Below are 14,581 nucleotides of genomic sequence, written 5' to 3' on the forward strand. Positions count from 1 at the left end.
AAATTTATCCATGCTCCTTGCTTTGATTCGTACGGGTATTGTTGGAAAATAAAAACCCTGATTCGTTAAAGAACCAGGGTATTATTTAAGCTTGAATTGTGAAACTTTCGGTAATGTTTATACTATCTTTAACGGATTGCACCATCGAGCAGTTTTTTCGAGTTACATTTAATGCTTTTTCAACCTTGTCTTCTGATAATTCTTTCCCTTTGATCAAAAAATGAAGATGGATTTCAGATACGCGGTTTGCCTCTTTTTCCACTCTGATTATTTTAGCTTGTACCGTAATATCGTCATAAGACATTCTCATACGCTCTAATACTTTACGAAGGACGCCACCGCTGCATACAGCTATAGAAGAAACGAGAAGTTGAAACGGACGATAACCATAATTCGCGTTTCCGCTTACTTCGAGTGTTCCATATTCTACTTCGGTTTCAAAACCATTTTCAGTCATTCTAAATTCCAAATTCATACACCCCTAATCTTGAAATTTACACTCAACTTTTTATGGTATCCATTGTACAATGGTTTTAGTTTGTTTTGAAAAGGAGATGCTCATGCAGCTTTCTACGTATAAATTCTCAGTTTTAGTTAGCATTGTTTTTATTTCAGGTTTCGCTCAAGGCATGCTGCTTCCTTTAATTGCAGTCATTTTTGAACAGGATGGTACATCGGCTTCCTTAAATGGTTTTCATGCAACAGCTCTTTATATAGGTATCTTGATCGCTTCTCCATTTATCGAGAAGCCTCTTAGAAGACTCGGCTATAAACCACTCATATTAGCAGGTCTGTTAGCTGTCGTATTCTGTTTTGCCATGTTTCCCGTCTGGAAAGTATTTTGGTTTTGGTTTGTTTTAAGGCTCTTGATCGGTATTGGAGATCACATGCTGCATTTCTCAACGCAAACCTGGATTACGACTAATAGTCCTGAAAAGAAGAGAGGTAGAAATATTTCTATATATGGCATTGCGTTTGGAGCAGGGTTTGGAATTGGACCCCTTATGACGAAGATGTTAGAAGTAAATGAAAACCTTCCTTTTTGGCTTGCTGCAGGTCTTTGTTTTCTCTCTTTTCTTCTAATGACGACAATACGCAACGAAAGACCTGAAACAGAGTCTGCCCGTACTTCTGGCATTACAGCCATCGATCGTTATAAGGATGTGCTGAAATTAGCATGGGTATCATTGTTGCCGCCATTTGGCTATGGATTTTTAGAAGCTACCCTTCATGGTTCCTTTCCCGTGTTTGCACTACGTAACGGGATAAGCTTAGATTGGGTAGCGCTTCTCTTGCCAGCCTTCGTGTTAGGCAGCCTTGTACTCCAACTGCCACTTGGTATTCTTAGTGATAGATTAGGCAGGAAACCGATCCTAATTTTTTCTTTCGTCTCGGGGTTCTTCTCGTTTTTGGCAACATATTGGAGCATGCATAACTTTTGGCTTCTTATCAGTTTGTTTTTCTTATCTGGAATGTTTGTCGGTTCGATGTTCTCTCTAGGAATTGCGTATATGAGTGACCTGCTTCCTAAATATCACCTGCCAGCAGGCAATATCTTAGCAGGCATCAGCTTTAGCATAGGCAGTATGTCTGGTCCTATGATTGGAGGAAGCTTCATAAGCTTGTTTGATGACGGTGCTTTTGTATTTGCGATATGCGGTATGTTATTTATACTTTGTTTACCGATACTTTTTATTAAAAATAAACATGAAATCGCGATTAAGTCCAAAACAGCTTAGAAATAATATTTTTCTTTTTACACCATATTAGTAGAGCAGGATTTTTGACTTTAGTTGCTCAATCTTTAAACTAGAAATTAGATAACTTAACTATCTTCAAAACAAGGAGTAGATATTTTTATGATGAGATTACGTTCGGATATGCCAGAACTTAGTGGAGCTACACAATGGATAAATGGAGAAGTTTCTAAAAGTGACTTGATTGGAAATAAACCAACACTTATTCACTTTTGGTCTGTAAGCTGTGGATTATGTAAGGATGCAATGCCTAACATTAATCAATTTCGCGATGACTATAAAGACGAACTGAACGTTATTGCCGTTCATATGCCTCGTTCAGAAAAAGATCTAGATATTAACCAGATTAAAGAAGTAGCAGCAGAACACGATATTACACAGCCAATCTTTGTTGATAACGATCATGCGCTAACAGACGCGTTTGAAAATGAATACGTGCCTGCTTATTATGTTTTTGATGCAGAAGGCAAGCTGCGTCATTATCAAGCAGGTGGAGATGGCATGAAGATGCTAACAAAGCGTGTTAACCGTGTACTAGGAAAAGAAACGAAGTAAGTATACAAAACCGGACAGCTTTATCGCTGCCCGGTTTCTTTTATCTTCTAAAAATATTGGTTTAGACACCATTTATTTTAGCAATCGTTCAATCCATCGAAAGAGTACAGCTAAAAACTTGAATAAAAAAAGTCCTAGCATTGCTCCCATACCATTAAGAAATATATCATCAATATCGAATATTCGTTTGAAATACTCATATTGAAGAACCTCAATAATAAAACTTGTACCAAAACCAAAGATAAAAATAAAACGCCAAGAGTTAAACACTCGGTAAATTAAAGGCAGCAACAAACCAAATGGTACAAACAAAAGCACATTCCCGATTATGTTTTTCAGGATAAGCCAATCATTATCGCTTCTCCACATCAGCCTTATGCTGTCAAACAAAACAAGATTAGCTGATCTTCCATAAACATACTCATTAAATGAGAAAAGAGTGGCTTTAATAAGAACTGCCAAATACACAATAAATACAAGTGTACCTAAAACGCTAAAGATGAATCTAACTTTTTTCATACTGCCTTTCTCCTGCCTTTTTTAAAGAAATTCCCATAAGTGCCTTTTTAGTGTAACACGCAAAGCTCTTAAGGAGATACAGGTAAAAGACACAAACTTTCTCCATTACTTATACACATTTCGTATTATCCACTCAAAACATGTACTTCTTATAAATTTTTTCATAATAGTTCCTGAAAGGATAAAAAAGCCGCCCTGCTAAGAGGACAGCTTCGTACTTGTTCGCTTTAAATTAATGAAAGTCATTCTTTTTGTTCGAGGATTTACTCGTTTTGTGCTGACTATCATTTTTATTGTTCTTATTGTTGTGGGTCTGCTTGTTGCTTTTTCCCATATTCAATAATACCTCCTTAACGACAAGGTATGTATAGTTTTACCTAGGATTCAGCCTTTAACAAGCCCCTTTTCTTGGCAAAATCAATTTTAAACTTATGAAATGTTGCATTAAGGACTCCACCTGATAATAGCACGATACCTGTTAGGTAGAACCACAGCATAAGAACAATAATCGCCCCAATACTTCCGTAAGTAGCAGAATAATTACCGAAATGATCCACATAAAAAGCGAAACCGAACGAAACAACCTGCCAAAAGAATGTAGCAACGAGTGAACCGTACCAAATTTCACTATATTTGAGCTTTTTACATGGTGCTAAATAATATAGAACAGACACAACCGTCGCGATGATAAGAAAGCTAATCAACCAACGTAAAACTCCCCAGATCATCAGGAACTCATCACTTAATCCTAAATAAGAAAAGGCTGCATTCCCAAGCATTTTTCCGAATACAGGAAAAACAAGTGCAACTACGAAAGCAAAAATAACGCCAAACGTTAAGAATATAGCCAGCAACCTTGTTTTAATGAAGCTTCGGCATTCTTTTACTCCATATGCTTCGTTTAAAGTCTTGATTACAGCGTTGATTGCATTAGAAGCTGACCATATCGTAGCTAGAATTCCAATTGATAAGAGTCCACCACTTCTTCCTTCTAATACAGCAAGTAAATTCTCCCGAACAGAATCCATTGCCTCTGTTGGGACAAAATGCTCTAACAAATCGAGTGCTTCTTTCGGTTCAATAAAAAAGGCACCAAGCGTTAATAAGAAGATAAGAAAAGGGAACAGCGAAAGCAGAAAATAATAAGCAAGCTGTGCTGCGAGTCCTGTAACGTCTCCTCGTTGAAAACCATGTATGAATTCAATTCCAAATGCTTTAGCTTTCATGTGTTTGAGTATATGCCATAATGTCAAAGTTCCTCTCACCCCTTACTTATTTTTATACATTTCCCTTTATCTTTCCCCTTCCTTAAGGTGATAAAAACTTTTTTCAGGATAAGTTTATATTTTTTTATAATGGGTAACTTAAGAATAATTCCATATTACAACCTACAAAAAAAAGGAGGAATTTTAAATGAGTTTATTATGGGCACTTATAATTGGAGGAATCATCGGTTGGTTGGCAGGTCTTTTAACAGGACGTGACGTACCAGGCGGAATCATCGGTAACATCATCGCAGGTTTTGTTGGTGCATGGTTAGGTGGATTATTATTAGGTGATTGGGGACCAATGGTAGCAGGATTTGCAATCGTTCCAGCTATTATCGGTGCAGTTGTAGTAGTACTTATCGTAAGCTGGATCATGCGCAGTATGCGTAGCCGTGCTTAATAAGATTTACTAAAACATAACCCCTTTTTCAAGTGAAAAGCTGGCTAAGGTCGATCATGATATGATCTTCCTTGGCCAGCTTTTTGCTTTGTTACAATAGTTACTAGCTTTTCTTTAGTTTGCATAAAGAATTATGTCCGTTTATTCGTTATGAACGCCCTGATTTATGATTGCTCACGATGATTTATGATCGCTGGCCAAAATTTATGATCGTTCATCAGGTTTATATTCGCTTACGATTAACATTAAAATCTCTTTTTAAACACATAGCTCGGCATCTCATAATTCATCTTTTCTGTATAAAAACGGTGAGCGTCTAAACGGTTTACATTAGAACTTAGCACTACACAATTACAGTTATTTTGAAGTGCAAAGGACTCCAAAAATGCAAGAAGTTCCTCACCATATCCTTTTGATCGTTCGTTAGAATCAGTGATCAGATCGTACAAATAAATATGCTTTCCGTCGTAAAGATTAGTCAGCATCGCAAAACCCGCCAAAGCAACAATTTTTTCTTCATGAACATTGGCGAATAACGTATAACCTTCTTTCTCCATCTGTAAAAATAGTTCATAGAAAAGATCTTCTGAAAGATGCGTACGAAGCTGATTCATTACCGGAAAAGCATCACGCACTTCTTGTTCTGATGATAATTGACGAATTTCACCCATCCAATATCCTCCTGATTATAACGATTCTCTATTTTTTATTTCAATAAGTAGCCTCTCACACCCAACAGTTACAAGGTCATACACTTCTTGAAAATTACCAGTAAAGTACGGATCAGGAACATCCTCTTCTTCAACTTCAGGTACAAGATCCATAAGTCTTGCGATCATGCCTGTTTTAGTTTGGCCCGCCATCCTATGCATGTTCCCAATATTCTCAGCGTCCATCCCAATGATATAATCGTAGTCTGTTAAATCTCTCGCCTTAACTTGCCGTGCTTTTTGACCTTCATAGGATATTTGCTTTTCTTTCAAGATATTCCTTGTTCCCTCATGCGGTGGTTCGCCTGCATGCCAGTTTCCAGTACCAGCAGAATCAATGGAAATGATTTCAGATAATCCTTCTCGTTTTACAAGATCTCGAAAAATAGCCTCCGCCATAGGAGATCGACATATGTTTCCTAAGCATACGAAGAGTACTCTAATCATGAATCATACCCCTTTCGTCTTCCTTATTAAGGTATAACAATTTCATCCAATAATAAAGAGCAAATATACACATAAATAAAACCAGGCTGCTAAAGCCCGGCTTTATATGCATATGCTGTTGAAAATAACGATGATAGCATGCAGTCTTTAATAAGCTTAACGCCCCGCGGAAAGCGAGCACCTGGAACGGAAATCAACTACTAACTAAAGCAACAAAGAATACGAAAGTTAAGCCAGATAAGCCTCTCGAACGGACTCATTTGTAATGAGCTCATTCCCTTGACCAGCCATCACAATCTCTCCTGTCTGCAGTACATACCCTCGATTCGCGATCTGAAGAGCTTGAAACGCGTTTTGTTCAACTAGAAGAATCGTCATTCCTTCTTTATTAAGATCACTTATAATATCAAAAATTTGTTCTACAATAACAGGAGCTAACCCCATTGAAGGTTCATCAAGCAGCAATAGACGCGGCTTTGACATAAGTGCACGGCCCATGGCGAGCATCTGCTGCTCACCGCCACTCATCGTACCCCCTTTTTGAGTCAATCGTTCTCTTAACCTTGGAAAATAGTCAAAAACCTGTTCCATCCGTTCCTTAATTACCTTTTTATCTTTTACGATAAAAGCACCCATCTCTAGGTTCTCTTTTACCGTCAATCTTGGAAAAATTCTTCTCCCTTCAGGAACGTGTGCAATACCCGTTTGAGCGGTAATGTGCGCAGGTTGTTTAGAGATATCCTTTCCTTCATAGATAACAGAACCTGTTTTCGGCAGAACCTGTCCACTGATCGTTTTTAAAGTGGTTGATTTCCCTGCACCGTTCGATCCGATTAATGTAACGATTTCCCCTTTTTCAACAGATATGCTGATACCTTTTAGCGCATGAATACCACCGTAATATGTGTTAATATCTTTTAATTGCAGAATACTCATCGTTCTCCTCCTTACGCTGGTGTTACGGCACTTTTTCCAAGATAAGCTTCAATCACTTTTACATCATTGCGGATTTCAGCAGGCTTTCCTTCAGCGATCTTTTCACCATGATCCAAAACAAAGATCTGTTCAGATATCTCCATTACTAGCTTCATATCATGTTCAATCAAAACGATCGTTACGTCCAGGTCCTCTCTCATTCGCTGGATAAACTCCGTTAACTCACGTGTTTCTCTCGGGTTCATCCCTGCTGCTGGTTCATCTAAAAGCAAGAGTTTAGGTTTCGTAGCCAGCGCACGTGCAACCTCAAGTCTACGCTGAGCTCCATAGGATAAATTTTGGGCATCTTCGTTCAGATGTTTAGCAAGGCCGACATATTCAAGCCAGTGGTACGCTTCTTCTTTTGCCAGCTGTTCTTCTTCTCTTACCTTTTTTGTTTGAAACAGAGTACCAACGATTCCAGCTTTCAACTGTTTGTGCAAACCTACCATTACATTTTCAAGAACGGTAATGTTTGAAAAAAGACGAATGTTCTGGAATGTACGGGCGATTCCATGTCTGGATATCTCATGTGGTTTCAGCCCTACTAAAGAAGTCGATCCGAGCTGCACATTCCCATTATCCGGCTGGTATACCCCTGTGATTAGGTTGAAAAAGGTGGTCTTGCCTGCTCCGTTCGGTCCGATTACTGCTGTTATTGAACCTTTTTCCACCGTCATATCTACTGAATTTACGGCAACTAGTCCGCCAAACTGTTTAGTAAGATTACTAACTGTTAAAATTGACATCTTTATACCGCCTCCTATGCCTGAAACCCTTTGTCAGGTTCAACCGTAATCTGTTCATTTCTGTGCTTTTTAGATCCCTCTTTAAGAGACTCTTCATCAAACACTGGGTTTTTGGATGGTATTAACCCTTGAGGGCGATAGATGGCAAATATGATTAAAATCGCTCCAAAGATAAATCGTTGCATCTTTGCTGGAGCAAGCGCTTCTGGAAAGCTGATCACACCATCAAGACTCAATTGATTTAAGTAATTTGTTACCTCTGTAAGTACCTGTAAATTTAGTATGGTAATCACGGCTGCCCCGAGGATTACACCTGGCACACTTCCCATTCCCCCTAAGATAACCATTACTAGGATGGTGATAGACTCTAGTAGCGTAAAACTCGTAGGATCAACGAATGTTTGTTTCGCTGCAAAAACAACCCCCATCATTCCTGAAAAAGAAGCCCCGATTGCAAATGCTAAAAGCTTCGTACGTACAAGGTGGATACCCATTGATTGTGCTGCGATCTCGTTTTCTCTAACCGCTTTCCATGACCGGCCGATCTTTGAGAACTCAAATCTTCTAACAGCTAAAATAACAAAAAACAAGATAGCAAGAACAATAAAGTAGAATTGATTTGGATATACAAACTGATAACCGAAAATCTCTGGAGGTTTAACAGACGCTAACCCCATTGCTCCATTCGTAATATTCACCGGCTTATCAAGGTTATTAAACACAATTCTAATGATCTCACCAAAACCAAGCGTAACGATCGCTAAATAGTCTCCTTTTACACGAAGTACAGGAATCCCTAATAAAACACCAAAAAGTGCAGCTACAAAGCATCCTATTAAAATGAAGATCCAAAAGCTTTCACCCGATAACGGGAACGTTCCGAATGGCATAAAATTAGCAGCTTGTCCTGTTGCAAAGATTCCATACGTATATGCCCCGATTGCAAAAAAGGCTACGAACCCGAGATCCAATAAACCCGCTAAACCAACTACGATATTAAGTCCCAAAGCCATCGCAACATAGATACCAACAACCGTAGCGACCTCCATATACGATTGATAACCCGGTCCTGTGCTTGAGACAAAAGGTATTACGCCAATGAGGACGACGCCTGCGATTAACCACTTTAGACGATCTGGCAACTCTGTATAGTACAGCAGCAATAACGAGAACAAAAGTAACAGAAAAGCTGTTACAGATGCTTGAGCAAGATATAGGCTCAACGAGGTAATCAGTACATAAAGGACGAGCAGAATAATTTGTGCCAGCTTGTTGCCTTTTAGTTTACTTGTCAGCTTATTCATCGCTCTTCACCTACACTTTCTCAGTAACTGCTTTGCCAAACAGTCCTTCTGGTTTGAAAATTAATACGACGATTAGGATTGCGAAAGCAAATACATCTTTATATTCTGCACCAAAGATACCACCCGTTAATAGCTGCAGATTTGCAGCTGCAAACATTTCTAAAATCCCTAACATTAATCCTCCAGCCATAGCACCACGTATATTTCCGATTCCTCCAAGAACAGCAGCTGTAAATGCTTTTAAACCTAGGATAAACCCAATATACGGATCAATCGTTCCATATTGAACAGCAAACAGAACACCCGTTGCTCCACCTAATGCTGACCCGATAAAAAAGGTCAACGAGATCACTTTGTTGACATTGATAGACATGAGCGAAGCCGTTTCACGATCTTGAGCTACTGCTCTCATCGCCATACCCCACTTCGTTTTATTAACAAAAAAGTCCAGTCCGATCATCATGATTACTACTGCAATGATCAAGATCAATGTAGAAGTTTTAAAAAACGCATCACTAAACGAAGAGGAGATACTAGAAAATTTAATTGAAAATTGCTCATTAAACATGGATGGACCTGTTAATATGTAATTTCCTCTTTTATATTCTGTAATAAAACGAACGAGATCCTGCAGCAAGAACGATACACCTATAGCCGAGATTAACGTGATCAGTTTAGGCGAATTCCTGAGTGGTCTGTACGCCATACGCTCTATCCCAACACCCATGAAACCTGTTAGAATCGACGTAACCACCAATACAAGGATTAAAGCAAGAATAGCAGGCATCGCGGCTAACCAGCCCATTCCAGTCATAAGAATCAGCATCGCAACTCCAATAAAAGCACCTGTCATAAAAATTTCACCGTGGGCGAAATTGATAAGTTCTAATATCCCATAAACCATCGTATAACCAAGTGCAATAACGGCGTAAATCGCACCAAGAGCAATTCCATCTACAAGTACTTGAGGCAGACTTTGTAAAATTTCAGCTAACATAAATATTCCTCTCTTTCACGTCTGGGGAGTGTATGTAAAAAAGAAGAGGGACATGGCCGTTGGGGTCATTCCCTCTCTTGTAAACATAAGTTTACTTACTGATTTCGCCTTCTTGAACGCCTGGATATTTAGCTTCACTGAATTTGTAGATGTATACTTTTGCAAACTTGTTGTCTCCGATATCATCGAAGCCAACCTTCGTAACAACACCTTGGAAATCTTGGATCTTACGAATTTCTTCTGCTACTTTTTCACGTGCAGGTAGATCTCCGTCACTTCCTTCAATCGCTGCCTCAAGTCCTTTTAATAGAACGCTCATAGAATCGTAGCCATAAGCTGAATAAGACTCTACGTTCTTGTTGAACTTCTCTTTGTATTTAGAAGAGAAATCTTTGCCTTCTGTTGATTTGCTCGCATCAGCTGCTACAGATGTGTAGTATACGTTCTCTACAGCATCGCCTGCGATCTCAACTAGTGTAGATGAGTCCATTCCATCACCACCCATGAATGGAATCTTAATTCCTTTGTCACGAGCTTGTCTGATCAACTGACCGCCTTCAGTGTATAATCCACCGAAGAACACTAAATCAGGTTTCTTTGACAACACTTGAGTAAGAACTCCGTTAAAGTCCTTCTCACCAACTGTGATTCCTTCATAGCCAAGAATTTCTGCTCCAGCTTCTTCAGCTGCCTTCTTAAACGCATCGGCAAGCCCTGTTCCGTAAGCTGTTTTGTCTTGGATAACGAAGATTTTCTTCGCTCCTAATTTATTAATCGCAAAGTCTGCACCTGCAGGACCTTGGAAATCATCACGTGCTACGATACGGTTCACTGTTTTAAGCCCTCTGTCCGTTACCTCTGTCGCAGTATTTGCCGGGGATACCATCGGCACTTTATACTTTTCATAAACTTCAGAAGACGGGATGGATACGCCTGAATTCAAGTGACCCACTACCCCAAGGATTGATTTATCTGAACCAATCAGCTGAGCGTTCGCTACACCTTTTTTCGGATCCGCTTGATCATCATACGGCTGAAGCTGAAGCTTGTACCCTAGATCCTCAAACTTCTTCTTGTTCTCTTCCAATGCCAGTTGCGCACCAAGCTTAATAGATTCCCCAAGTGTTGCACTTCCGCCAGACAAAGGAGTTTGCGTCGCAATTTTTATTACTTTTCCGCTTCCTCCCCCTCCATTGCTTCCTTCTGAACCACCAGAAGAGTTACAACCTGCCAAAAGTCCTAGTGATAATGCAGAAACCGCTAATACTTTTAACCCTCTCTTAATCCCCACCTAAAATCCCCCTTGTTTTGAATATTATGATAATTTCCACTATTTAAAAAAATAGTACATGAAGAAAAGGGATTAGACAACTAAATTTTTGGAAAAATAGAATTTTTATGTTAAATTTAAAAGTTTTCCCTAAAATTCAACAGATTTCTTTGATGTTCGATGTCCTAGAACTTTAGTAGGAAATAAAAAAAGACCCACTATTTGATATAGTGAATCTTTTTTGAGTATATCTATTTGCTTAGGATCTTCACATGATACTTTCGTGATCGTGGGCCATCAAACTCGCAAAAGTAGACACCTTGCCAAGTTCCTAAGAGAAGCTTGCCGTTCTGTATAAATACCACTTGCGAAGAACCAACGGTACTTGCTTTAAGATGTGAAGCAGAGTTTCCTTCAGCATGGCGATACTTAGGGTGTTCCCAAGGATACACTTCATCCCAGCGCATTAGCATATCATGAACAACATCTGGATCTGCATTCTCGTTAATTGTTATTCCTGCTGTCGTATGCGGACAATATATGTACATCACACCATCGTTTACACGCTGCTCTTCCAGATAAGCCTCCAATGTACTCGTAATCTCATACATCTCATCTCTTTGATGCGTTTGTATCGTAAATACTTGTGACAATCTCATCCCTCCTCATTCTTCTTATTTTGATGTTTCCCTATGAAAATCCTTTTTAATACTTGAAAGTTAATCTGTCAGTATCAATAGGCAAAAAAAGAGAGGAGTGGTTAGAAAACCATTCCTCTTCCATTTCAATTATTTACGGTGTACGCGTGTGCGGTCACCAGCTAGTTTTTTCCATTTTGCTCTTTCTGCATTCGCTAACTTTTGATCTTCTTTGCGAGCGAAGTACGCTAATTCACGCTGAAGTTTTACGTAACTGTTATATCGATCTTCCTTTAACTCACCTGTTTCAATCGCTTCTTGCACTTTGCACCCTGGTTCATTTTGATGAGTACAATCGCGAAAACGGCATTGATCGGCATACCCTTCAACATCCTGAAAACTGTGGCTTAAGCTGTTGTCGCCTTCCCACAATTGAAGTTCTCTCATTCCCGGAGTATCGATTAAGATCCCACCACGATCAAGAACAAGTAGTTCACGATGAGTAGTCGTATGCTTTCCTTTTCCGTCTTCTTCACGAATAACGTTTGTTTTCAATACCTCTGACCCAAAAAGTTTGTTTGCAAGTGTTGATTTTCCAACACCAGAGGATCCTAATAGAGCAACGGTTTCACCTTCTGAAATATAGGCTGCCAGATCATCAAGACCTGAACCTGTTTCTGCACTAACTGCAAATGTAGGAACTCCAAACGCAATGGTTTCCACTACATCTAAAAACTTTTGAACATCATCACAGAGATCCGCCTTGCTTAAGACGATAACAGGAGTCGCGCCGCTTTCCCATGCCATTAATAAATAGCGTTCAAGTCTGCGAAGGTTGAAGTCTTGATTTAGAGCATTTACTAAAAAGACCGTATCCACGTTCGTCGCGACAATCTGTTCATCTGTTGTTAAGCCCGCTGCTTTTCGAGAAAACTTACTTTTGCGCGGCAGTATTCCGTGCACGTAAGCTTTTCCTTCTTGGGGATTCGCCTGAACAGCCACCCAATCTCCAACTGCCGGAAAATCATGACGGCCTGTTGCATTAAAGCGAATCTTTCCTGTGATTTCACCTAATAATTCACCATGCTCTGTCAGTACACTATATAGTCCTTTATGCTCTACACTAATTCTTCCTGGAACAAGATCTTGATTTTCAAATGTTTGAAACGATTCTTCAAATGTTTGATTCCAACCTAGTGATTTTAAATTCAATGTAATACCCTCCGAATAAATGTTGTCATTTTTTTATAAACTTTTCCTAATACATTGTTGTCCTAGTATGTGGTTGATTTCCGTTCCAGGTGCTCGCTTTCCGGGGGGCGTGCGGTGAGCCACCTCGGCGCTATGCGCCCTTAGGTGTCTCACCTGTCCCGCTAATCCCCCAGGAGTCTCCCACCTTCCACTCCAATCACCTTTTCAAAGGAGAAAAAAGGAACAAAAATTATTACATAAAAACAAGGATTTTAGTTATTTAGTTAAAAGTCTTTCTTACAAATGAAAAAGAACCTAATATACATACTTAGGTTCTTTACCGAAAGAAAGGTACATAAATACCCCTCTTCATATAAAAAACCATGGCACTGTTGTACAGCCCATGGTTAAATGACAAATTTAAGCGAAGAGATTACATACGCAAATAAACTACTTGCGCTCCTTCATTGTCCCAATAGGCTGTACATAAATTACACTCTCTGAAGTCAATCCATTAAGTTGTCTCATTATACATACCTCCTTGGGTTTCATTAAGATTAGTTACTTTACTTCTACACTATAGCAGTATATGCATAAATTGTAAATAGATGCATATTTTTATTTTTTAACTGAAGCATTCTGATAGCCTTCAATGATTCGTTTTATCATCTGCATGTCCATGTGAAGGGGTGCTGCTTCTATTTGTTTGAGCATTTGTTGCGTGTTGTTGTCATCGAACGTGATGTTTCTGTTCAAGTAGTTTTTATATACGTCAATCACGCTGTTGAGAAGCTGTTCTTCTTCATTGAGAGACGGCTCGTAATCATAAGGAGCAAGCTTAAACAGTTCAAGTCCAGCTTTTTCCCTCATTATTTGAAAAACATCTGCACTAAGCGGTGGATTGTTATTTGTAATATGATAGATCTTCATTTCTCTTCCCTTTTGTAGAACACCAGATAAGACATCAGCTACATAATCAACAGGAACAAGATTTTGTGTACTGCCTTCTTCACACAATAAGTGGAACACGCGATCTCCCATTCCTTTTCTTTGAAATCTTTTCTTAAAGACTTCAAGGCTACGGAGTAAACCATAAAGCGTAAACTTTGAATCTGCTTCTCCGGTTTTAGAGTCGCCAATAATAATTGCCGGTCTTAAAATACTTACGTTAAAGCTTTCTGTAAACTCCATACATAAATGTTCAGCTTTACATTTACTTTCTTCATATGGATTGTTGAATGTATTGTTCATGCTGTGTAATTCTTCTTTAGCAAATTCTTCTTTTCCAAGAGTATATGCTGTGCTTACATAATAAAAATGTGATACCCCCATTTTCTTTGCAGCATGAAGTGCATGTTGAGTACCTGTATAATTTATTTCAAAAAGTTCATCTTTGAGATCCAAGTCAAATTTCACAAGAGCAGCCATATGATAAAACACATCAATTTGATTTGAAAGTTCTTGTTCTGCTTCCTTCGTCATACCTAAGTGAGGAGCTGTGATATCCCCTTGAATGATATGAATAACGCCGTTCAAATCAGCTGTCTTGTGAAGAAGCTGTTCAGCTTTTTGTAAGTTTCGCGCTAACACATAAAGTGTATGACCTTCACGCGCCAAATTTTGAATTAAGCGACCACCTAAAAAACCAGTTGCTCCAGTTAAAAATATATTCATTCAGCTGTTCCTTCCTATTCCTATATCAGCATACTTCTGCTTATATAGTACCACAACATGACTTGTCTGTTGCCGGTTTCAAGAGATATGCTAAATAAAGCCCAAATATAAAAGCTGCTAAAAAGCA

The 14,581-nt window shown here is 39.0% G+C and carries 16 protein-coding genes; 3 read left to right on the forward strand and 13 right to left on the reverse strand.

Annotated elements, in window-relative coordinates; translation table 11 throughout:
- Positions 1–85: 85 nt before the first annotated feature.
- Positions 86–469: an OsmC family protein gene (locus P4V41_RS11205; RefSeq protein WP_328084976.1), complete on the reverse strand. Its 384-nt coding sequence runs from the start codon at positions 467–469 to the stop codon at positions 86–88.
- A 91-nt stretch (positions 470–560) separates the two neighbouring features.
- On the opposite strand from P4V41_RS11205, the gene P4V41_RS11210 reads away from it, so the two are divergent.
- Together P4V41_RS11210 and P4V41_RS11215 are read left to right on the forward strand one after the other, a co-directional pair.
- Positions 561–1,739, forward strand: coding sequence for an MFS transporter (locus tag P4V41_RS11210; RefSeq protein ID WP_328084977.1), 1,179 nt, complete (start codon positions 561–563; stop codon positions 1,737–1,739).
- A gap of 123 nt (positions 1,740–1,862) precedes the next feature.
- Positions 1,863–2,312 carry a redoxin domain-containing protein gene (locus P4V41_RS11215; protein WP_328085113.1) on the forward strand — a complete coding sequence of 150 codons (450 nt, stop codon included), beginning with the start codon at positions 1,863–1,865 and terminating at the stop codon, positions 2,310–2,312.
- Positions 2,313–2,384: 72 nt separating this feature from the next.
- Here P4V41_RS11215 and P4V41_RS11220 read toward each other — a convergent pair whose 3' ends face one another.
- Complete coding sequence (locus P4V41_RS11220; protein ID WP_328084978.1) at positions 2,385–2,831, reverse strand: VanZ family protein; 447 nt, start codon at positions 2,829–2,831, stop codon at positions 2,385–2,387.
- Positions 2,832–3,208: 377 nt separating this feature from the next.
- A complete protein-coding gene (locus P4V41_RS11225; protein WP_328084979.1) occupies positions 3,209–4,084 on the reverse strand; it encodes a YihY/virulence factor BrkB family protein in 876 nt (291 codons plus the stop codon).
- Positions 4,085–4,244: 160 nt separating this feature from the next.
- On the opposite strand from P4V41_RS11225, the gene P4V41_RS11230 reads away from it, so the two are divergent.
- Positions 4,245–4,499, forward strand: a complete 255-nt coding sequence (locus P4V41_RS11230; protein ID WP_066391095.1) for a GlsB/YeaQ/YmgE family stress response membrane protein — start codon at positions 4,245–4,247, stop codon at positions 4,497–4,499.
- 245 nt (positions 4,500–4,744) lie between these two features.
- Here P4V41_RS11230 and P4V41_RS11235 read toward each other — a convergent pair whose 3' ends face one another.
- The 10 genes from P4V41_RS11235 to P4V41_RS11280 form a co-directional block, all read right to left on the reverse strand.
- Complete coding sequence (locus P4V41_RS11235) at positions 4,745–5,170, reverse strand: GNAT family N-acetyltransferase (protein ID WP_328084980.1); 426 nt, start codon at positions 5,168–5,170, stop codon at positions 4,745–4,747.
- A 15-nt stretch (positions 5,171–5,185) separates the two neighbouring features.
- Positions 5,186–5,656 (reverse strand): low molecular weight protein-tyrosine-phosphatase, encoded by a 471-nt coding sequence (locus tag P4V41_RS11240; protein WP_328084981.1) that lies wholly within the window; start codon positions 5,654–5,656, stop codon positions 5,186–5,188.
- A gap of 228 nt (positions 5,657–5,884) precedes the next feature.
- On the reverse strand, positions 5,885–6,592 hold the full coding sequence (locus tag P4V41_RS11245; RefSeq protein WP_144703945.1) for an ABC transporter ATP-binding protein: 708 nt from the start codon (positions 6,590–6,592) through the stop codon (positions 5,885–5,887).
- Positions 6,593–6,603: 11 nt separating this feature from the next.
- Complete coding sequence (locus P4V41_RS11250; RefSeq protein WP_328084982.1) at positions 6,604–7,380, reverse strand: ABC transporter ATP-binding protein; 777 nt, start codon at positions 7,378–7,380, stop codon at positions 6,604–6,606.
- 14 nt (positions 7,381–7,394) lie between these two features.
- Positions 7,395–8,684, reverse strand: a complete 1,290-nt coding sequence (locus tag P4V41_RS11255) for a branched-chain amino acid ABC transporter permease (RefSeq protein ID WP_328084983.1) — start codon at positions 8,682–8,684, stop codon at positions 7,395–7,397.
- Between the two features lie 10 nt (positions 8,685–8,694).
- Positions 8,695–9,681, reverse strand: a complete 987-nt coding sequence (locus P4V41_RS11260; protein ID WP_197192103.1) for a branched-chain amino acid ABC transporter permease — start codon at positions 9,679–9,681, stop codon at positions 8,695–8,697.
- 91 nt (positions 9,682–9,772) lie between these two features.
- Complete coding sequence (locus P4V41_RS11265) at positions 9,773–10,972, reverse strand: branched-chain amino acid ABC transporter substrate-binding protein (protein WP_328084984.1); 1,200 nt, start codon at positions 10,970–10,972, stop codon at positions 9,773–9,775.
- Positions 10,973–11,202: 230 nt separating this feature from the next.
- Entirely contained in the window at positions 11,203–11,604 is a 402-nt protein-coding gene (locus P4V41_RS11270) for a secondary thiamine-phosphate synthase enzyme YjbQ (RefSeq protein ID WP_419181305.1), read from the reverse strand.
- A gap of 135 nt (positions 11,605–11,739) precedes the next feature.
- Complete coding sequence (rsgA, locus tag P4V41_RS11275) at positions 11,740–12,801, reverse strand: ribosome small subunit-dependent GTPase A (protein WP_328084986.1); 1,062 nt, start codon at positions 12,799–12,801, stop codon at positions 11,740–11,742.
- A gap of 597 nt (positions 12,802–13,398) precedes the next feature.
- Complete coding sequence (locus tag P4V41_RS11280; RefSeq protein WP_328084987.1) at positions 13,399–14,454, reverse strand: SDR family oxidoreductase; 1,056 nt, start codon at positions 14,452–14,454, stop codon at positions 13,399–13,401.
- Between the last annotated feature and the right edge of the window lie 127 nt (positions 14,455–14,581).

Origin of the sequence: Fictibacillus nanhaiensis (genome assembly GCF_036213205.1) — a bacterium.
GTDB classification, from domain to species: domain Bacteria; phylum Bacillota; class Bacilli; order Bacillales; family Fictibacillaceae; genus Fictibacillus; species Fictibacillus nanhaiensis_E.

Coding starts and splice junctions, on each gene's coding strand:
- P4V41_RS11210 (WP_328084977.1), top strand. CDS start 561: ATGCAGCTTTCTACGTATAAATTCTCAGTTTTAGTTAGCATTGTTTTT.
- P4V41_RS11215 (WP_328085113.1), top strand. CDS start 1,863: ATGAGATTACGTTCGGATATGCCAGAACTTAGTGGAGCTACACAATGG.
- P4V41_RS11220 (WP_328084978.1), bottom strand. CDS start 2,831: ATGAAAAAAGTTAGATTCATCTTTAGCGTTTTAGGTACACTTGTATTT.
- P4V41_RS11230 (WP_066391095.1), top strand. CDS start 4,245: ATGAGTTTATTATGGGCACTTATAATTGGAGGAATCATCGGTTGGTTG.
- P4V41_RS11235 (WP_328084980.1), bottom strand. CDS start 5,170: ATGGGTGAAATTCGTCAATTATCATCAGAACAAGAAGTGCGTGATGCT.
- P4V41_RS11240 (WP_328084981.1), bottom strand. CDS start 5,656: ATGATTAGAGTACTCTTCGTATGCTTAGGAAACATATGTCGATCTCCT.
- P4V41_RS11245 (WP_144703945.1), bottom strand. CDS start 6,592: ATGAGTATTCTGCAATTAAAAGATATTAACACATATTACGGTGGTATT.
- P4V41_RS11250 (WP_328084982.1), bottom strand. CDS start 7,380: ATGTCAATTTTAACAGTTAGTAATCTTACTAAACAGTTTGGCGGACTA.
- P4V41_RS11255 (WP_328084983.1), bottom strand. CDS start 8,684: ATGAATAAGCTGACAAGTAAACTAAAAGGCAACAAGCTGGCACAAATT.
- P4V41_RS11260 (WP_197192103.1), bottom strand. CDS start 9,681: ATGTTAGCTGAAATTTTACAAAGTCTGCCTCAAGTACTTGTAGATGGA.
- P4V41_RS11280 (WP_328084987.1), bottom strand. CDS start 14,454: ATGAATATATTTTTAACTGGAGCAACTGGTTTTTTAGGTGGTCGCTTA.